The organism is Streptomyces angustmyceticus (genome assembly GCF_019933235.1).
Lineage (GTDB): Bacteria > Actinomycetota > Actinomycetes > Streptomycetales > Streptomycetaceae > Streptomyces > Streptomyces angustmyceticus.
The window spans coordinates 2,803,024-2,821,393 of record NZ_CP082945.1 but is presented as its reverse complement, the minus strand read 5'-3'; the positions used below and the strand labels follow the sequence as shown (position 1 = coordinate 2,821,393).

Here is an 18,370-nt window from a genome sequence, read left to right as displayed (position 1 = left end):
CGGGGCCGGGCCACGGCGCCCGCCGCCGGGTGGTCCGGCTCCTCGGTGCACCCGGGCCGGGGCCGGGCCTCAGCCCCTGCGCCCCCGGCGCAGCAGCTTCGGCAGGGCCGCGGGTGCCGGGCGGCGGGTGATCGCGGGGGTGGCCGGCGGGGGTGCGGCGTGGGAGTCGTCCGGCATCGCGCCGGGGCGCTGGGTGGTCTCGCCGGTGGGCTCCAGCCGCAGTACGCGGCACTCGCGGGCCCAGCGTTCGGTGAGGGTGTCGGCGTCCGGCGCGTTGAGGCGCTTGCCCTTCAGCTCGTCGACGGCGGCCCGCCAGGTCTCGCTCTCCGGGGCCGGTTCGACGACCCTGGCCTGCCAGGCGATCAGCCGGCCGCCCTTGTCCTTGCTGCGTACGGTGACCGTCGCCGTACCGCCGTCCGCCAGGCCGAGGCCGGTCAGCGGCTGCTCGCCGGCGCCGTCCCCGACGAGGACGGCCGCTCCGTCGTGCCACAGGTGCCACAGCGCCCGGGCCGGGCCGGTGTTCCCGCGCACCCAGATGAGGCCGGACTTCTTGGTGGCCTCTTCGATGAGCGCCCGATCCTGCAGGGCCTGCGACACGGTCTCCGTCATGCGGACCAGCCTAATGGCCCCGCACCGGACGGCCGGGGGCCGCCCGTGCGCTGAGACGCGGCGGGCACGGACCCCGCCCGGTCCGCGTCACAGCCACCCGTTGCGCTTGAACCCGCGGTGGATGCCGAAGCAGATCGCGACCGTCGCCAGCAGCACGGCCGGGTATCCGAACTTCCAGTGCAGCTCGGGCATGTAGTCGAAGTTCATGCCGTAGATCCCGGCGATCATCGTGGGGACGGCGAAGATCGCCGCCCATGCGGTGATCTTGCGCATGTCCTCGTTCTGCGCCACGGCCGCCTGCGCGAGGTTGGCCTGCAGGATCGAGTTCAGCAGGTCGTCGAAGGACAGCACCTGCTCGTTGACCCGCGCCAGGTGGTCGGCGACGTCCCGGAAGTACTTCTGGATGTCGGAGTCCACCAGCCGCATGGGGCGCTCGCTCAGCAGCTGCATCGGCCGCAGCAGCGGCGACACCGCGCGCTTGAACTCCAGTACCTCGCGCTTGAGTTGGTAGATCCGCCCGGCGTCGCCGCCCTTGGGGGAGCCCTTGGCGCCGGTGCCCTTGCCGTTGGTGCCCGAGCTGAAGACGTCGATCTCCACCTCGTCGATGTCGTCCTGGACCGCGCCCGCGACCGCCATGTAGCCGTCGACGACCTGGTCCGCGATGGCGTGCAGCACCGCGGACGGGCCCTTGGCCAGCAGCTCCGGGTCGTCCTGCAGGCGGTGGCGCAGCGCGCGCAGCGAGCCCTGGCCGCCGTGCCGCACCGTCACGATGAAGTCCCGGCCGGTGAAGCACATCACCTCGCCGGTCTCCACCACCTCGCTGGTGGCGGTCAGCTCGGTGTGCTCCACGTAGTGCACGGTCTTGAAGACGGTGAACAGGGTCTCGTCGTAGCGCTCCAGCTTGGGCCGCTGGTGGGCGTGCACGGCGTCCTCGACGGCGAGCGGGTGCAGCCCGAACTCCTGGGCGATACCGGCGAATTCGGCCTCGGTGGGCTCGTGCAGCCCGATCCAGGCGAAGCCGCCCTCGGAGCGGACCGAGGCCATCGCCGCGGCCGGGGTGACGTGGTCGCTCACCCGGCGGCCCTCGCGGTACACGCCGCAGTCGACGATGGCGCTGTTGGCGCACGCCGGGGCGGACTTCTCGTAGGGGTACGGGGCGTGGTCGCGGCGCCGGGAGGGACGGACGGCGGCACGCAGGTCACGGATCATCGACATGGCAGGCTCCTTCACGGGCCGGCCGTCAGCTGCGAGCGCGGGGCGCAACGCTGCCCGGAACGTGGACGTACGAGGCGTCATCGGCTGTACGTCCGCAAAGCGGGCGGCGCTCCGTGCGGGGACACTGACGGCAGTTCGCAGAAAACACGGAACAAAGAGTCGAGGGCGCTCTTCCGTCATCTACTTCCGGCGCAAAGGTGCTTCCCTGGTTTCGCCGCTGAGCGGCGGGGTACGGAAGCTCTCGGATCAGGAGATTCGCTGCGCGTAGGGGATGACAGGAGAACTATCGGTACTGCACGGTCGACTCGGATCCACCGCAGCCCCACCTCCTCCGGCCGGTCCCCGTTGGGGGACGACGTCATTCCCTGACCAGACGGCCAAGGCTATCAGCCGCCTGAAGTGATACGGCGCCGCTTTGCCCGTTCGATACGAAGAACGGGGGCGTTGCGGAGCCATGCGTGGAGCGGTGACGGACGGGCGAGAAGCCCGGCCTATGCTCGCCGCATGTCTGACGTTCTTGAGCTGGTCGAAGCCCGTTTGCGCACGACACTGGGCGAGCCGGACGCGCGTGCTGCCGTCACGTTTCTCGGCACCGACCGTATCGAGGTCCTCCGCTTCGTGGACAGCGGGGTGGTGCGTTACGCCACGCTCGGGATGTCCGCGCAGCCCATGGCCGATCCCACCGCGGTGCTCGCCGATCCGCTGCGCGGCCCGCGCGCCGAACTCCTGCTGTCCGTGCGCGCCGGCCGGGTGGAGAGCGACAAGGTGCTCAGGCCGCTCGCCGTGCTCGCCGCGTCGCCGCAGGTCGAAGGGGTGGTCGTGGCGCCGGGGGCCTCGCTGGACGTCGGCGAGCCGCTGTGGCCTGGCGCGCCCTTCACCTCGGTGCTGGTCGCCTCGCCCGGCGGACTGGTCGAGGATCTCGCGCTCGACGAGCCGAGGGAGCCGGTCCGCTTCCTGCCGCTGCTGCCGATGACGCCCAACGAGGCGGCCTGGAAGCGGGTCCACGGGGCCGAGGCGCTGGAGAAGCGGTGGCTGGAGCACGGCACCGATCTGCGCGACCCGCTGCGCACGGGTGTCCCGCTCGACTGAGCCGCGCCCGGCGCCGCGACGCGCACGCCCCGTCCGCCCTCTCCGGAGAGGGCGGACGGGGCGTCAGTTTTGTTACGGGGGCGGGTTTCGGGGCGTGCCCGCGCCCGGTCCGCCTCAGTCGGCGAAGGCCGCGACCCCGTCCTCCAGGGCGTGCCGCGGCTCCAGGGCCTCGGCCTCGGTGGTCAGCGCGCGGCGCCGGAGGGCGACGATGCCGGCGCCGGTCGCCGCGGCGGCGGCCGCGACCACGAAGGGGACATGGACGTCGGTCCACTCCTCGATCTTGGGCGCGAGGAACGGCGCGGCCGCCGCCGCGAACCACCGCACGAAGTTGTAGCCGGCGCTCGCCACCGGGCGCGGCGCGGGGGAGACGCCCAGGGCCAGCTCCGTGAACACGGTGTTGTTCAGGCCGATGAAGGCGCCGGAGGCGACCGTGCAGACGACGGCGGTGGTGTGGTCGCCGTAGCCCAGGACCAGCAGGTCGGCGGCGAGCAGCAGCAGCGAGCCGCCCAGCACCTTCAGCGAGCCGAAGCGGCGCTGCAGCCGGGGCGCCACGAGCACCGAGAACACCGCCAGCAGCACGCCCCAGGCGAAGAAGACGCCACCGGACCTGTACGGCGACATGTCGAGGACGAACGGGGTGAAGGCCAGCACCGTGAAGAACGCGTAGTTGTAGAAGAACGCGGCCACGGCCGCGGAGGCCAGGCCGCCGTGGCCGAGTGCCCTGACCGGGTCGAGGAGCGCGGTCCTGCGGGCGGGCTTGGGCTGCTCCTGGAGGAAGGCCGTGATGGCGACGAAGCCGACGGCCATCAGGGCGGCGGTGCCGAAGAACGGGTAGCGCCACTTCATGTCGCCGAGGACCGCCCCGAGCAGCGGGCCGCAGGCCATGCCGAGCCCCAGCGCGGACTCGTAGAGCAGGATCGCCGCCGCGCTGCCGCCGGCCGCGGCGCCCACGATGACCGCCAGCGACGTGGACACGAACAGGGCGTTGCCCAGGCCCCAGCCGGCCCGGAAGCCGACGAGTTCGCCGACCGACCCCGACATTCCGGAGAGCGCGGCGAAGACCACCACCAGCGCCAGTCCGGCCAGCAGCGTCCTGCGGCCGCCGATGCGGCTGGAGACGAAGCCGGTGACGAGCATCGCGACGGCGGTGATCAGGAAGTAGGAGGTGAACAGGAGCGAGACCTGGCTGTTGGTGGCGTGCAGGCCCCGGGCGATCGAAGGGAGGATCGGGTCGACGAGGCCGATGCCCATGAAGGCCACGACCGAGGCGCCCGCCGTGGCCCATACGGCCTTCGGCTGGCGGAGGACGGAGGTGCCGCCCTCCTCGAACGGATCGTCCGCGCCGCCGCCGTGGCCGCCGCTCTTCGTGCCGCTCATGCTGCGGATCCCCTTCCCGTTGCCGGTTGCGTATCCCCGGTCCGCGTTGTCCGCCGGGCCGCCGAGATCGTTGACGTTTACACACAATAAGTTAGCCACTCTAAAGAGTGCAAGCGGCAACTATTTTTCGGGAGGGCGGGTGCGGACCGGGGGAGCGGCCAATTCCGCTGCGGCGCAGGCGATTCGGGGCACACCGGTCGGGTGATCGTCCTTGACGCGGCGGCGGGGCTGGAGGACCGTGGAGGGCTATGAGGGGCGAACCCAGTTGCCCGAAGTGCGGAGGCCGGGTAAGGGCGCCCGGTCTCTTCTCCGACACCTGGCAGTGCGCGCTGCACGGCACCGTGCACCCGCTCCAGCCGGTCGTCCCGCCGAGCGTCGAGGCGCTCGGCGTCGTCGTGCAGCGCTCCCAGGTGCCCGTCTGGATGCCGTGGCCGCTGCCCGTCGGCTGGCTGTTCACCGGCGTGGCCTGCGCCGGCGACGACCGCGGCGGCGGCCGCGCGACCGCGGTGGCCTGCACCGGCCCCGGACCGCTCGGCGGCCCCGGCGAACTGCTGCTGATCGCCGAGGAACTGGGCGTCGGCCTCGGCGCCCGCTACGCCGGGATCGACGGCCCCGACCCCGGCCCCCACATGTGCGTCGACAAGCCGCCGCACGCCAAGGTGCTCGCCGCCGGCCGCCCGACCGCGCTGTGGCACGTCGAGGGGGCGCCCCCGGACCGCGCGGTCTTCGCGGGCGAGGCGCGGGGGCTGTGGCTCTGGGCGATCGCCTGGCCCGAGCAGTCGGGGCTGCTGATGTACGACGAGCTGGTGCTGACGGATCTGCGCGAGGCGGGCGCCGAGGTGGACCTGCTGCCGTGCGGAGCGATCTCGCCGCGGATCCTGGGCTGAGGGCCCCTCGCCGACCCCGGATACCCGCCGCCGGGGTGGCGCCGCTCACCCTCCGGCGGGCCCCGGACGCCACCGGCCGCCCGGTATCCTGCTGGGGTCCCCTACGGAATGCCTCCCCCGGCGTGCCGGCCGGGCCGTGTCCCGTATCCGCCCCGGAGCAGTCTGGAGTCCGCGTCGTGCGCATCGATCTGCACACCCACTCCACGGCCTCCGACGGCACGGACACCCCCGCGGAGCTGGTGCGGGGCGCCGCGGCCGCGGGTCTGGACGTCGTCGCGCTGACCGACCACGACACCGTCGGCGGCCACGCCGAGGCGCGCGCCGCGCTGCCCGCGGGCCTGACGCTGGTCACCGGCGCCGAACTCTCCTGCCGGCTCGACGGCGTGAGCCTCCACATGCTCGCCTACCTCTTCGACCCCGAGGAGCCGGACTTCGCCCGCGAGCGGGAGCTGGTGCGGGACGACCGGGTGCCGCGCGCCCGGGGGATGGTCGCCAAGCTGCGCGAACTCGGTGTGCCGGTCACCTGGGAGCAGGTCGCCCGGATCGCCGGCGACGGCGCCGTGGGACGGCCGCACATCGCCACCGCCCTCGTCGACCTCGGCGTGATCGGCTCCGTCTCGGACGCCTTCACCTCCGAGTGGCTGGCGAACGACGGCCGGGCGTACGTGGAGAAGCACGAGCTCGACCCGTTCGACGCGATCCGGCTGGTCAAGGCCGCCGGCGGGGTCACCGTCTTCGCGCATCCGCTGGCCGTCAAGCGCGGCTCGTGCGTACCGGAGAGCGCGATCGCCGAACTCGCCGCGGCCGGCCTCGACGGCATCGAGGCCGACCACATGGACCACGACGCCCCGACCCGCGCGCGGCTGCGCGGCCTGGCCGCCGACCTCGGCCTGCTGGCCAGCGGCTCCAGCGACTACCACGGCAGCCGCAAGACCTGCCGGCTGGGCGAGTACACCACCGACCCCGAGGTCTACGGCGAGATCGTGCGCCGCGCGACCGGCGCCTTCCCCGTTCCCGGCACCGGCGGCTGACCCCGCCGCGGCCCGCGGCCGCCGCGCGCCTCGTTCCCCGTCCCCGCACCGGCACCCGCGCGGTGCGGACAGTTCGTGCGTCCGCCGTCGCCCGCTCTTCCCGTCCCTCCCTTTCCCACGGGTCCGCTCCCGCGCCGCCCGTGTGCGTTCGTCCCGTACCACCTCTCGCAAGGCCTTCACCGTGTTCGACATCGCCGTCTTCAGTACGCTCTTCGTCACCCTCTTCGTGATCATGGACCCGCCGGGGATCACCCCGATCTTCCTGGGTCTGACCTCCGGCCGGCCGGCCAAGGTGCAGCGCCGGATGGCCTGGCAGGCGGCCACCGTCGCCTTCTGCGTCATCGCCGTCTTCGGCCTCTTCGGCCGGCAGATCCTGGGGCGGCTGCACATCTCGACCCCCGCGCTGATGATCGCGGGCGGGCTGCTGCTCCTGCTGGTCGCGCTGGACCTGCTGACCGGGAAGTCGGAGGAGCCGACCCAGACCAAGGACGTGAACGTCGCGCTGGTGCCGCTGGGCATGCCGCTGCTGGCCGGGCCCGGCGCGATCGTGTCGGTGATCCTCGCGGTGCAGCACGCGCACGGCTTCGCCGCCCAGCTCTCCGTCTGGGCGGCGATAGCCGCGATCCACGTGGTGCTCTACCTGGTGATGCGGTTCTCGCTGGTGATCATCAGGGTGATCAAGGACGGCGGCGTGGTGCTGGTGACGCGGCTGGCGGGCATGATGCTGTCCGCCCTCGCCGTGCAGCAGATCATCAACGGCGTGCTCCAGGTGATCCAGAGCGCCTGACGCCCGCCCGGGGCCCGGACGGCCGCGGACACCGCAGCGCCCCCGTACGACGTGTTCGTACGGGGGCGCTCGTGCGGTGCGGCCGGGCCCGGCCTGCGGTCTGCGGGCGTCGTCGGGCGGCGGGGCGGGGTGTCAGCGGACGGCGGTGCCGGCCGGGCGGATGTAGATGCGCTGGCCCGTTGCGGCGGCCTGCTGCACGATCCGGTTGACGGAGGCGGCGTCCACGACGGTGCTGTCCACGGCGGTGCCGTCGACATCGTCCAGGCGCATGATCTCGAAGCGCATACGGCTTCTCCCTTCGTCTGATCCTCCTGCGGAGAACTTCTGGGTATACGAGCCGCCCGGCGTCGCTGCCGGGCGCTCCTGTTCCGTACAACGACCTGCCCGGTGCAATCATTCCCTACGCTAAAGAAAATTTTCGACGGCCTAAATAGGTCGCCCGAGCGCGGTTGTGCCCCCGGAGCGGCCGCCCGGACAATGGGGCCGGTATGAACGACGTCCAGCCCACGGGCCCCACCGACCTCACCGCGCTCGCCGCCGGGATCGAGCGCACCAACGAGCTGCTCACCCGGGTGCTCGCCGAGGTCGCCACCACACCGTCCACCCACGCGGCCTTCGTGGACGCGGGCTATGTCTACGCCGCGGCGGGGCGGCTGGTCACCGGTACGGAGGACCGCAAGGCCTTCGATCTCGACGCCGAGGGGCTCATCGAGGCCTTCATCGACAAGGCCCGGACGATCTTCCCGGACAGCCGGCTGCTGCGCGTCTACTGGTACGACGGCGCCCGCCGGCGGATCCACACCCAGGAGCAGCAGCGGATCGCCGAGCTGCCCGACGTGAAGGTCAGGCTCGGCAACCTCAACGCCAACAACCAGCAGAAGGGCGTCGACTCCCTGATCCGCTCCGACCTGGAGTCGCTGGCCCGGCACCGCGCGATCACCGACGCGGTGCTCATCGGCGGCGACGAGGACCTGGTCTCCGCGGTGGAGGCCGCGCAGGGCTACGGGGCGCGAGTGCACCTGTGGGGCATCGAGGCCCAGGGCGGCCGCAATCAGGCCGAGCCGCTGCTGTGGGAGGTCGACAGCGCGCGCACCTTCGACCTGGAGTTCTGCAAGCCGTACGTCACCCGGCGGGTCGGCGTCGAGTACTGCGAGCAGACGGCCGGGGAGGGGCCCGCGCCCAGCCGCGAGCAGGTCCGCTTCGTCGGCGCGCAGGTCGCCGCGCAGTGGCTGTCGGAGCGCGGACGGGAGTGGGTGGCCGGGCTGCTGCCGGGCCACCCGTATCTGCCCGGCGCCGTCGACCAGGAACTCCTGACCGCCGCGGAGGCGCTGCTGCGGCACTCCCTGCGCAACCACTCCGACCTGCGACGGGTCCTGCGGGACGGCTTCTGGGACCACGTCCAGGCGCAGTACTGAAGGGCGGCGCGCGGGGGCGTACGGCCGGGCCGCTCCCGGGCGGCGAGGGGACGGTGGCGCGCGAGCGGCCGGTGGAGCCTCGGCCCCGGACCGCCCGGACCGCCCGGACCGCCCGGACCGCTCAGGCCCGCGCCAGCAGCTCCGTGAGACGGTCGAAGAAGCTCCCCCAGCCCGCCTCCGCCTGGCGGTACTGCTCCGAGGTGAGATTGCCGCCGAGCTGGCGGAAAGCCATCTCCGTACCGTCGCCGGCCTCGGTCAGGGTGACCCGGACGATCTCGCCCTCGCTGCCGCCCGGAGCGGCCGCGTCCCGGACGGTGAACTCCAGCCGCTCCGGGGCGCTCACCTCGCGGTAGACACCGGAGAACGGCAGCTCGCCGCCGTCCGGGGTGCGCATGACCAGGCTCCACACCCCGCCCGGCCGGGCGTCCATCGTCACCCGGTCGACCGGCACCTCCAGCTCCCCGCCGAACCAGTACGCGAAGTGCTCCGGTCTCGTCCACGCCTCGAAGACCAGCTCACGGCGGGCGTCGAAGGTCCGGTTGAGCGCGATGCCGTGCGGGCCGTCCTCGGCGCCGCCCGGGGGAGTCGGCGGATTCTCGGTCATGGTCGAGCCCTTCGTACGGAGCGGTCACCGGCCGGGCGCCGGTGAGGGCCCGCCTGCTCCGATGCTCGCCGACGGGCCCGGCGCTGTCCTGGCGACACCGTCCGCTCGGCCCACACCCACCGGCCCGGCCCCGTGCGCCGTCGGCGCCCGCCGCCACCGGACGGCGCTCAGCCCACGCCGCTCCAGAACCCGGCGAGCGCCTCGGCCGTCTTCTCCGGGCGTTCGGCGTTGGGGGAGTGCTCCGCGCCCTCGATGACGGTGCGCCGGGCGGACAGCCGCTCGGCCATCGCGTCCATCGACGGCACCGGCCAGGCGTAGTCGACCGCGCCGGAGACCACATGTGTGGCGAGCCCCGTACCGGCCAGCTCCGCCACCCGGTCGGGCTCCTCCAGCATCTGACGGCCGGTCGCGATCAGCTGCTCGGGGACGGTGTTCAGCCAGCGGCGGTGCAGGAACGCGCCGATCTCCGGCGGCGTCGCCGCGTCCGCCGCCTCCGGCGGGTCCAGTTCGCGCATCGCCCGCCACACGCCCTCCATGTCGAGCGTGCCGAGCGCCTCGATCAGCATCCGCACCCGGGCCTGCTGGGACGCCTCGATGGCGGCCGGACCGGAGCTGAGCACGGTCAGCGAGCGGAACGGGGCCGCGTCGAGCAGCACGGCGGCGCGGGTGACCAACCCGCCCAGCGAGTGCCCCAGCAGATGCACGGGGCCGCTGTCCGGCTCCCGCAGGGCCCGCGCCTGGGCCAGCACGTCGAGCGCCAACTCCCTTTGCGCGTAGGCACGTTCGTCGCGGGGCCCGGGGGTCTCGTGCTGCCCCCGCCCGTCCACCGCGACCGCCCGGAAACCGGCCGCGGCCAGCGGGGCCAGCAGGGCGATGAAGTCCTCCTTGCTGCCGGTGAATCCGGGCACCAGCAGGGCGGTCCCGATCGGCGCGGCCTCGGGCCGGGCGTCCTGGACGGCGAACGCGCCGCGCTCGGTGTCGAGTCGGTACGCACGGGCGCACGGCGGCAGTGTGAGGGAGGGCGGCCTGCTCATGGGGTGAGGTTATCCGGGCCGGACGGCGAACGAGGCCCGGGACGCCGACGACCCGGCACCCGCGGAGTGCGGGACCGGGTCGTCGGGCCGTCGGTGCGGCGCGGGCCGGGGAGGCTCAGCTCTCCGGCGTCGCCTCCGCGGCGGGGGCCTTGGCGCGGGTGCGGCGGCGCACCGGCTTGGCCTCGGCGGCGTCCGCCGCCTCCGCGGCGGGCTTCGCCGCGGCCTTGCGGGTCCGCTTCGGCTTGGCCGGGGCGTCCTCGGCGGCGGGTGCGTCCGCCGTGGCCTTCGCGGCGGCCGCGGTCTTGCGGGTGCGCTTGGGCTTGGCCGGAGCCGCCTCGGCGGCCTCGGCGGTGTCCACGGCGCTCTCGGCGGCCGGCTTGGCGGCGGCCTTGCGGGTGCGCTTGGGCTTGGCGGGCGCCTCCACGGCGGCCTCGGCGGTGTCCACGGCCTCCGCGGCCGGCTTCGCCGCGGCCTTGCGGGTCCGCTTCGGCTTGGCCGGTGCCTCCACCGCGGCCTCCGCGACGGTCTCCGTCACCGTGGCCGGTGCCGTCTCCGCGGCGGCCTTGGCGGCGGCACGGGTCCGGCGGCGCGGCACGGCGGGCGCCTCGGTGACGGCCGCGGCCTCGGCGGCGGCCTCCGCCCGGAGGGCGTGCGCCGCGGTCTCGACGGTCTGGAAGGTCCCGGTGTCCTCGGGGCGGGCGATCCGGGTACGGCGGCGGCGCGGCCTGGCGGGCTCGGCCGGAGCCTCGGTCGCCACTGCGGCGGGCGCGGCCTCGGCGACGGGAGCCGTCACGGCGGCGGGAGTGGTCACAGCGGCGGCCGCACCGGACGACGGCTGCGTGCCGCGGGTCCGGCGACGCCGGCGCGGCTGACGCGGCCCGGCGCTCTCCGCGCCCTCGGCGGCAGGCGCCCCGGCCGACGGTGCCTCGGCCGACGGAGCCTCGGTGGCGGCCTGCCCGTCCAGCGGCGTGCCGCCACGGGTACGGCGGCGCTGCCGCGGCGTACGGGTGCGCTGGGGGCGCTCCTCCTCGACGACGGCGCCCTTACGGGGGCCGCGGCCGCGGCCGCCGGTCTCGCCCAAATCCTCGACCTCTTCCGCCGCCAGCCCGGCCCGGGTCCGCTCGGCGCGCGGCAGCACGCCCTTGGTGCCCGCGGGGATGTTCAGCTGCTCGTAGAGGTGCGGCGAGGTGGAGTAGGTCTCCTCCGGCTCGTCGAACGGCAGGTCCAGCGCCTTGTTGATCAGCTTCCAGCGCGGGATGTCGTCCCAGTCGACGAGGGTGATCGCGGTGCCCTTGGCGCCCGCCCGGCCGGTGCGGCCGATGCGGTGCAGGTAGGTCTTCTCTTCCTCGGGCGACTGGTAGTTGATGACGTGCGTCACGCCCTCGACGTCGATACCGCGGGCGGCGACGTCGGTGCAGACCAGGACATCGACCTTGCCGTTGCGGAAGGCGCGCAGCGCCTGCTCGCGGGCGCCCTGGCCGAGGTCGCCGTGCACCGCGCCGGAGGCGAAGCCGCGGCGCGCGAGCTGGTCGGCGATGTCGGCGGCGGTCCGCTTCGTACGGCAGAACACCATCGCCAGGCCCCGGCCCTCGGCCTGCAGGATGCGGGCGACCATTTCCGGCTTGTCCATGGAGTGGGCGCGGAAGACGTGCTGGGCGGTGTTGCGGACGGTCTGGCCCTCGTCGTCCGGCGCGGTGGCGCGGATGTGCGTGGGCTGCGACATGTAGCGGCGGGCCAGGGAGATGACCTGGCCGGGCATGGTCGCGGAGAACAGCATCGTCTGGCGCTTGACCGGCAGCAGCTGGATGATCTTCTCGACGTCGGGCAGGAAGCCCAGGTCGAGCATCTCGTCGGCCTCGTCCAGCACCAGGCTCTTGACCTGGGAGAGGTTCAGCTTCTTCTGGCCCGCCAGGTCGAGGAGGCGGCCCGGGGTGCCGACGACGACGTCGACGCCCTTCTTCAGCGCCTCGACCTGCGGCTCGTAGGCACGGCCGCCGTAGATCGCCAGCACGCGGACATTGCGCACCTTGCCGGCGGTGAGCAGGTCGTTGGTGACCTGCTGGCACAGCTCACGGGTGGGCACGACCACCAGGGCCTGCGGCGCCTCGGTGAGCTGCTCGGGCTTGGCCCGGCCCGCCTCGACGTCGGCGGGGACCGTGACGCGCTCCAGGAGCGGCAGGCCGAAGCCCAGGGTCTTGCCCGTGCCGGTCTTGGCCTGGCCGATGACGTCGTTGCCGGAGAGGGCGACGGGGAGCGTCAGCTCCTGGATGGGAAAGGGGGAGATGATGCCGACGGCCTCCAGGGCCTCGGCCGTCTCGGGGAAAATCCCGAGGTCTCGAAACGTAGACAGAATCTTGCCTCTTCTGTGAGACGCGGCGTGAGGCGGCGAAGGGGGTCGTACCGCACCTTCGTACGGGGTTCGTACGGGGCCGGCCTGATGCGGCCGGTGGGGCGGGACCACTGCCAACGCTCAGGCACTCCTGCCGCGAGCGGTGTCCCTCTTGCCGTGCGTATGTCTGCTACGCGCCGCAAAAGAGGGCGGTCGGTTTGGAGCCGATCGGGCCACCGACCGGGCATCCGCTTCGTGGAACGACCCACCGATACTCGGCAGGTCCAATACCACTGTACCCCGGATACGGCGCGCCCATCCGAAGGCTTGTATGAGTGAGGAATACATCACGGCCCGGCGCGGCACCGGGACACCGGCTCGGGGCGCCGCGCGTACGGGCGAAGCGGAGTGGCTGACCAGGGCCTTCCCCGAGCGGCCGAGCGGGCTATTGTGCCGGTCATGGGAACGCCTGACAACGCCGCGGCTGACGCGCACACACCGACCGGGATCGCCGCCCAGGACTGGGCGCAGGCATCCGCCGACCCGCAGTACCGAGCCGCCGTGATCGACCTGCTCGGCGCGCTCGCCTACGGCGAGCTGTCCGCCTTCGAGCGCCTGGCCGAGGACGCCAAGCTCGCGCCGACGATGGACGACAAGGCCGAGCTGGCCAAGATGGCCTCGGCCGAGTTCCACCACTTCGAGCGGCTGCGGGCGCGGCTCGCGCAGATCGAGGCGGAGCCGAACGAGGCGATGGAGCCCTTCGCCGCGGCCCTGGACGAGTTCCACCGCCAGACCGCGCCGTCCGACTGGCTGGAGGGCCTGGTCAAGGCCTACGTCGGCGACTCGATCGCGAGTGACTTCTACCGCGAGGTCGCGGCCCGCCTGGACTCCGACACCCGCGGCCTGGTGCTGGCCGTGCTCGACGACACCGGGCACGCCACCTTCGCCGTGGAGAAGGTCCGCGCGGCCATCGAGGCCGAGCCGCGGGTCGGCGGGCGCCTCGCGCTGTGGGCGCGCCGGCTGATGGGCGAGGCGCTCTCGCAGGCGCAGCGGGTGGTCGCGGACCGTGACGCGCTCTCCACGATGCTGGTCGGCGGCGTGGCCGACGGCTTCGACCTGGCCGAGGTGGGCCGGATGTTCTCCCGGATCACCGAGGCGCACACCAAGCGGATGGCGGCGCTGGGCCTCGCGGCCTGACCCGCGGCGGGCGCGCCGGGCGGCTCAGGCCGTCCGGTGCCCCTTCAGCGGCGCGGCCGGCCGCCGAAAACGCCGGCGCGGCGGACGCGCCACGACCGACAGCAGCGCCGCCCCCACGGCGACCGCGGCCACCAGTGCCTGGACGGGGTGGCCCGGACCGAGGATCGAGCGGGTCAGCAGCGCGCCGAGCAGCGCCGCGACCGGGCCGGTGGCCAGCGTGAGACTGCGTGCGGGGAAACGGTCGGGCAGCCAGCGCGTGGCGGACAGGGCGATGGCGAGGCCGATGAGCACGGCGCCGAGCGCTTCCCAGATCATGCTTTTCCCTCCCGCGTGACGATGCCGATCAGCTGAACAAATCGGTCACAGGCGGTCGTACCCAGGGGGCACCGACAGCAACCCTCCCGGCGGCGGTGCCCTGCCTGATCAGCTCAGCCGGACCGCCTCGAACGGCCTGATCTGCGCAAAAGCGGCGGCCGGGCCCCGGTCGGGGGTGACGCTGCCATGGTGGGCCGATGCGCGGAAGCGGCGGGAGACATCCGGGGAAACACCGGGAGAACGCGGGGGAAAACGCAGGAAAGGGCGGCGGCCCGGAGCTGAATCCCCGGGCCGCCGCCCTTGCCGCCTTCGGGCGCCGCACCGGGCGCCCGCCGCGTCAGAGCGCGCCGAAACCGACCTTGCGGGCGGTCGGCTCGCCGATCTCCACGTACGCCAGCCGGTCCGCCGGGACCAGAACCTTGCGACCGTGGTCGTCCACCAGGCTCAGCAGCTGAGACTTGCCGGCCAGCGCGTCGGACACCGCGCTCTCGACCTCTTCGGCGGACTGCCCGCTCTCCAGAACGATCTCGCGGGGTGCGTGCTGCACGCCGATCTTGACCTCCACGGCTTATGTCCCTCCGACGGTCGGGTCCCCCAGCGTCGGCTGGAGGAGGATGCGCGGCGATCCGCGCCGTACGCAGCACACATTAGCCCGGTCCGGGGACGCGCAGGACGCCCTGGAGCACGCCCGCAGCGAACACGGTCAGTGCGTGTCGCTGCCGTGCAGGGGGAAGCCCGCGATGCCCTTCCACGCGAGCGAGGTCAGCAGCTGTACCGCGGTGTCGCGCGGGACCTTGCTCTCCGAGGACAGCCAGTACCGCGCCACCACCTGGGAGACGCCGCCCAGGCCCACGGCGAGCAGCATCGACTCGTCCCGCGACAGGCCGGTGTCCTCGGCGATCACCGCGCTTATGGCCTCGGCGCACTCCAGCGACACCTTGTCGACGCGCTCGCGCACCGCCGGCTCGTTGGTGAGGTCCGACTCGAACACCAGCCGGAAGGCGCCGCCCGGGTCCTCCACGTACGCGAAGTAGGCGTCCATCGTCGCCGCGACCCGCTGCTTGTTGTCGGTCGTCGACGCCAGCGCCGAGCGCACCGACTGCAGCAGGGCCTCGCAGTGCTGGTCCAGCAGGGCGAGGTAGAGGTCCAGCTTGCCCGGGAAGTGCTGGTAGAGCACGGGCTTGCTGACGCCCGCCCGCTCGGCGATGTCGTCCATCGCGGCCGCGTGGTAGCCCTGTGCGACGAAGACCTCCTGGGCGGCGCCCAGAAGCTGATTGCGACGGGCCCGTCGTGGCAGGCGTGTGCCCCGCGGGCGCGCCGCCTCGGTCTGCTCGATGGCGCTCACGCTGCCTCCCAGAAATTGTTTCGTACGCGGTCCGTACAAGGTGGTGCACCGCGCCCGCCATCGTACTTTTGGGTAACCCGGCTGTGCGCGGTCGAGGCCGAGAATTTCTGCCCGGCCCCCCACCCGGAAGCCGACATAACGCCCCAGGTCATCGGTATTCGTCTTCGTTGAGCTCGACGACACGGGCCTGTTCGGCGAGATCCGCCTCGTTCGCCTCGTCCGCATCGTGGTCACTCCGCGGTTCGTCGCGCCGCGGAGCGAGGTCGGTGTACTGCTCGGCGGCGTCCGCTTCCGGTGCCTCGACGTCGATCGGGGCGGCGTCGCTCTCGTCCGCGAAGGTCTCCGGGTCTGTCGGGTCGACGCGCATGATGGCTCCCTTTCCCGCGTGCTCGGTCGTCGGCCGGCGCCTGGCATGAAAGCAGGGGCCGGGGCGGCTGCCCTCGCCTACGAGCGTAGGAGAGCGGCCGCGGCAGCGCGATGCGGTGTGTGACCGCGGACACACGATAGGGGGCGTGATCGTCTCGTAACATCGTTCCATGTCTTCGACCGAGTCGCCGGACACCGCGACCGCCGCCCTCCCGGTGCCACCGGCCGGCCCCGGCCGGCACGGCGGGGAGGAGACGGTGCGCACCGTGACCCTGCCGGGCCTGACGCTGACCGTACGGGCACCGTCCGGACGGCCGGCGCACGGCGGCGACGGACCGGACGCCGGCGACGGCGGCGAGGTGCCCGCCCGTGAGCCCGCGCTCTACGTCCACGGCCTCGGCGGCTCCTCGCAGAACTGGTCGGACCTGATGCCGCTGCTCGCCGACCGGCTGGACGGCGAGGCGATCGACCTGCCCGGCTTCGGGCACTCGCCGCCGCCCGCCGACGGCAACTACTCCGTCTCCGCGCAGGCCCGCGCGGTCATCCGCCACCTCGACGCGGCCGGGCGCGGCCCCGTCCACCTCATCGGCAACTCCATGGGCGGCGCCGCCTCGACCCGGGTGGCGGCGGAGCGCCCCGACCTCGTGCGCACCCTGACGCTGATCTCCCCGGCGCTGCCCGAGCTGCGGCCGCAGCTGACCGCGGTGCCCACCGCGCTGCTCGCCGTCCCCGGTGTCGCCGGGCTCTTCGGCCGGCTCACCCATGACTGGACGCCCGAGCGCCGCACCCGCGAGGTACTGGCGCTCTGTTACGGCGATCCCGGCCGGGTCAGCCCGGAAGGGTTCAACGCCGCGGTCGACGAATACGCCCGGCGCCTGGAACTCCCCTACTTCTGGGAGGTCATGGAGCGTTCGGCGCGCGGCCTGGTGAACGCCTATACGCTCGGCGGCCAGCATAATTTGTGGCGTCAGGCAGAGAGAGTGCTCGCTCCGACCCTTCTCGTCTACGGTGGGCGCGACCGCCTGGTCTCCTACCGGATGGCGCGGCGGGCGGCCGCGGCGTTCCGCGGTTCGCGACTGCTGACGCTGCCGGAGGCGGGTCATGTGGCGATGATGGAGTACCCCGAGACAGTGGCGCGCGCCGTCCGCGAGCTGCTCGACAGTGAAGTGATCGATGTGACCGCTGATGCGGGCAGGAGCTGACACGCCCCGTGGGACGCCATAGCCGCCGAGGCCGGCCGGAGACCGCCGCCGAGAGCCCGGAGACGGCCGGTCCGTCCGGCAACAGCCCCACCGGGGGCGGTGCCCCCGGCTCCGGACGCCGCAGACGCGAGCCGTTCGAGGGCGACGCGGTGCGCGGCGGACACCCCGAACAGCACGAGCCGGGAGGCGGCTGGGGCGCGTTCCCCACGACGCCCACCGCCCCGGCCGCCGCAGGCCGGGGCGCGCCGCGGATCCCGCGCCCGCGCGCGGAGATGCCCGGCGAGGCACCTCCCCTCGCCCCGCCCGGCAGCGGGCCGGGACCCCGGCGCGACTACGTGGCCGCCTTCGACGCCGGGGCGTTCCCGGACGGCCGGGGCGGCGACGCCGATGCCGACGACGATGTGTTCCGGGCCGGTGCGCCCCGTACGGCTGCCCCGGCGGCCGGTCCGTACGCGCCCGGTACCGGTGGCGCGCCCGCCGGCGGACGCTTCACCGGCCGGTCGGTGGTCTTCGACCGCGACGAGGCCGACGGGCCGGAGCGGCTTGCCGGGTCCGGCGCGGACGCCGGCGAGGCGGGCGACGAGAACGGCCACGACCCGGACGGCGGCTTCGCCGTCGAGGAGGGGCGGCACGGCAGCAAGAAGGGCGGCATGGGCCGGACGTTCACCGGCGCGGCGGCCGCGGCGGTGACCACCGTCCTCGCCGTCGTCATCGCGGGCCAGGTCGCCGAGCAGCACAAGGACGGCGGCGACCCGCAGCCCCGCAGCGGCAACGACCGTACCGACGGGGCCGACGACGCGGCCTCCCGGTCGCGCGCCAGGCCCACCCAGGACGCCAAGCCCGCCAGTTACGACGAGCAGATGACGCAGGTCTTCCCGCTGGACGCGCACATGACGGCCAGCGGGAAGTTCCGGCCGACCGGCGGCGACGCCAAGGCGCCCGGACACGGCAAGGTGGTGCGCTACCGCGTCGACATCGAGGAGGGACTCCCGCTGGACGGCAAGCTGTTCGCCGACGCGGTGCACAAGACCCTCAACGACGACCGCAGTTGGGCGCACGGCGGGCAGCGGACCTTCCAGCGCGTGGGGTCCGGCCGCGCCGACTTCGTGATCACGCTGGCGAGCCCGGGGACCACGGCGGCGTGGTGCGCCAAGTCCGGCCTCGACACCGGCGAGGAGAACGTCTCCTGCGACTCGGCGGCCACCGACCGGGTGATGATCAACGCCTACCGCTGGGCGCAGGGCGCCCGGACCTACGGCCACGACAAGATGCACGCCTACCGGCAGATGCTGATCAACCACGAGGTCGGCCACCGCCTCGGGCACAACCACGAGATCTGCTCGCGGCAGGGCGCCCTGGCCCCGGTGATGATGCAGCAGACCAAGTTCCTGACGACGGACGGCGTGACCTGCCGGCCCAACTCCTGGCCGTTCCCCACTCAGCGCTGACCGGTGCCGGGTGCGCGTCGCCCCGAGGGCGGCGCCTCCTGTGCGGGCCGCGCCCCGCCACGGCCACTACGGACGGTGGCGCGGCGGACACATAGCGCGTCGAAACGCCCTCGCGGGCGG

At 73.6% G+C, this 18,370-nt stretch carries 19 protein-coding genes; 8 read left to right on the top strand and 11 right to left on the bottom strand.

The features are described 5' to 3' along the window. Nucleotides 1-69 precede the first annotated feature (69 nt). A complete protein-coding gene (locus K7396_RS12660; RefSeq protein WP_086716584.1) occupies nucleotides 70-609 on the bottom strand; it encodes a hypothetical protein in 540 nt (179 codons plus the stop codon). A gap of 87 nt (nucleotides 610-696) precedes the next feature. Further along, on the bottom strand, nucleotides 697-1,824 hold the full coding sequence (locus K7396_RS12655; protein ID WP_086716585.1) for a magnesium and cobalt transport protein CorA: 1,128 nt from the start codon (nucleotides 1,822-1,824) through the stop codon (nucleotides 697-699). Nucleotides 1,825-2,328: 504 nt separating this feature from the next. Here K7396_RS12655 and K7396_RS12650 point away from each other — a divergent pair. Continuing rightward, nucleotides 2,329-2,913 carry a suppressor of fused domain protein gene (locus K7396_RS12650; RefSeq protein WP_086716586.1) on the top strand — a complete coding sequence of 195 codons (585 nt, stop codon included), beginning with the start codon at nucleotides 2,329-2,331 and terminating at the stop codon, nucleotides 2,911-2,913. A 114-nt stretch (nucleotides 2,914-3,027) separates the two neighbouring features. On the opposite strand, the gene K7396_RS12645 is transcribed toward K7396_RS12650, so the two are convergent. Next, complete coding sequence (locus K7396_RS12645) at nucleotides 3,028-4,290, bottom strand: MFS transporter (RefSeq protein WP_086716587.1); 1,263 nt, start codon at nucleotides 4,288-4,290, stop codon at nucleotides 3,028-3,030. A gap of 248 nt (nucleotides 4,291-4,538) precedes the next feature. Between K7396_RS12645 and K7396_RS12640 the strand changes: the two genes are divergently transcribed. From K7396_RS12640 to K7396_RS12630, 3 genes are all read left to right on the top strand, one after another. Beyond that, entirely contained in the window at nucleotides 4,539-5,177 is a 639-nt protein-coding gene (locus K7396_RS12640) for a DUF6758 family protein (RefSeq protein ID WP_086716588.1), read from the top strand. 176 nt (nucleotides 5,178-5,353) lie between these two features. Then, a complete protein-coding gene (locus K7396_RS12635; protein WP_086716589.1) occupies nucleotides 5,354-6,208 on the top strand; it encodes a PHP domain-containing protein in 855 nt (284 codons plus the stop codon). A gap of 181 nt (nucleotides 6,209-6,389) precedes the next feature. Beyond that, nucleotides 6,390-6,995: a MarC family protein gene (locus K7396_RS12630; RefSeq protein WP_086716602.1), complete on the top strand. Its 606-nt coding sequence runs from the start codon at nucleotides 6,390-6,392 to the stop codon at nucleotides 6,993-6,995. Nucleotides 6,996-7,127: 132 nt separating this feature from the next. Here K7396_RS12630 and K7396_RS12625 read toward each other — a convergent pair whose 3' ends face one another. Next, nucleotides 7,128-7,280 carry a hypothetical protein gene (locus K7396_RS12625; protein WP_086716590.1) on the bottom strand — a complete coding sequence of 51 codons (153 nt, stop codon included), beginning with the start codon at nucleotides 7,278-7,280 and terminating at the stop codon, nucleotides 7,128-7,130. Nucleotides 7,281-7,483: 203 nt separating this feature from the next. Between K7396_RS12625 and K7396_RS12620 the strand changes: the two genes are divergently transcribed. Then, nucleotides 7,484-8,410 (top strand): NYN domain-containing protein, encoded by a 927-nt coding sequence (locus K7396_RS12620; protein WP_086716591.1) that lies wholly within the window; start codon nucleotides 7,484-7,486, stop codon nucleotides 8,408-8,410. Nucleotides 8,411-8,531: 121 nt separating this feature from the next. Here K7396_RS12620 and K7396_RS12615 read toward each other — a convergent pair whose 3' ends face one another. The 3 genes from K7396_RS12615 to K7396_RS12605 all read right to left on the bottom strand — a co-directional run bounded on the left by K7396_RS12615 (nucleotide 8,532) and on the right by K7396_RS12605 (nucleotide 12,509). Next, nucleotides 8,532-9,014, bottom strand: a complete 483-nt coding sequence (locus K7396_RS12615) for an SRPBCC family protein (protein ID WP_086716592.1) — start codon at nucleotides 9,012-9,014, stop codon at nucleotides 8,532-8,534. A gap of 167 nt (nucleotides 9,015-9,181) precedes the next feature. Next, entirely contained in the window at nucleotides 9,182-10,048 is an 867-nt protein-coding gene (locus K7396_RS12610; RefSeq protein WP_086716593.1) for an alpha/beta fold hydrolase, read from the bottom strand. 115 nt (nucleotides 10,049-10,163) lie between these two features. After that, nucleotides 10,164-12,509 carry a DEAD/DEAH box helicase gene (locus K7396_RS12605; RefSeq protein ID WP_086716594.1) on the bottom strand — a complete coding sequence of 782 codons (2,346 nt, stop codon included), beginning with the start codon at nucleotides 12,507-12,509 and terminating at the stop codon, nucleotides 10,164-10,166. Between the two features lie 327 nt (nucleotides 12,510-12,836). On the opposite strand from K7396_RS12605, the gene K7396_RS12600 reads away from it, so the two are divergent. Beyond that, on the top strand, nucleotides 12,837-13,574 hold the full coding sequence (locus K7396_RS12600) for a ferritin-like fold-containing protein (RefSeq protein WP_086716595.1): 738 nt from the start codon (nucleotides 12,837-12,839) through the stop codon (nucleotides 13,572-13,574). Between the two features lie 24 nt (nucleotides 13,575-13,598). Here K7396_RS12600 and K7396_RS12595 read toward each other — a convergent pair whose 3' ends face one another. The 4 genes from K7396_RS12595 to K7396_RS12580 all read right to left on the bottom strand — a co-directional run bounded on the left by K7396_RS12595 (nucleotide 13,599) and on the right by K7396_RS12580 (nucleotide 15,601). Further along, on the bottom strand, nucleotides 13,599-13,889 hold the full coding sequence (locus tag K7396_RS12595; RefSeq protein WP_086716596.1) for a hypothetical protein: 291 nt from the start codon (nucleotides 13,887-13,889) through the stop codon (nucleotides 13,599-13,601). A 337-nt stretch (nucleotides 13,890-14,226) separates the two neighbouring features. After that, nucleotides 14,227-14,454: a DUF3107 domain-containing protein gene (locus K7396_RS12590; protein ID WP_086716597.1), complete on the bottom strand. Its 228-nt coding sequence runs from the start codon at nucleotides 14,452-14,454 to the stop codon at nucleotides 14,227-14,229. Nucleotides 14,455-14,592: 138 nt separating this feature from the next. After that, the gene (locus K7396_RS12585; RefSeq protein ID WP_086716598.1) at nucleotides 14,593-15,234 is read right to left on the bottom strand and encodes a TetR/AcrR family transcriptional regulator; all 642 of its coding nucleotides are present in this window, start codon (nucleotides 15,232-15,234) and stop codon (nucleotides 14,593-14,595) included. A gap of 148 nt (nucleotides 15,235-15,382) precedes the next feature. Then, entirely contained in the window at nucleotides 15,383-15,601 is a 219-nt protein-coding gene (locus K7396_RS12580; RefSeq protein WP_086716599.1) for a hypothetical protein, read from the bottom strand. Nucleotides 15,602-15,770: 169 nt separating this feature from the next. Between K7396_RS12580 and K7396_RS12575 the strand changes: the two genes are divergently transcribed. Both K7396_RS12575 and K7396_RS12570 read left to right on the top strand, forming a co-directional pair. Then, nucleotides 15,771-16,802, top strand: a complete 1,032-nt coding sequence (locus K7396_RS12575; RefSeq protein ID WP_086716600.1) for an alpha/beta fold hydrolase — start codon at nucleotides 15,771-15,773, stop codon at nucleotides 16,800-16,802. Nucleotides 16,803-16,951: 149 nt separating this feature from the next. Then, complete coding sequence (locus K7396_RS12570; RefSeq protein ID WP_086716603.1) at nucleotides 16,952-18,250, top strand: DUF3152 domain-containing protein; 1,299 nt, start codon at nucleotides 16,952-16,954, stop codon at nucleotides 18,248-18,250. Nucleotides 18,251-18,370: the final 120 nt, after the last annotated feature.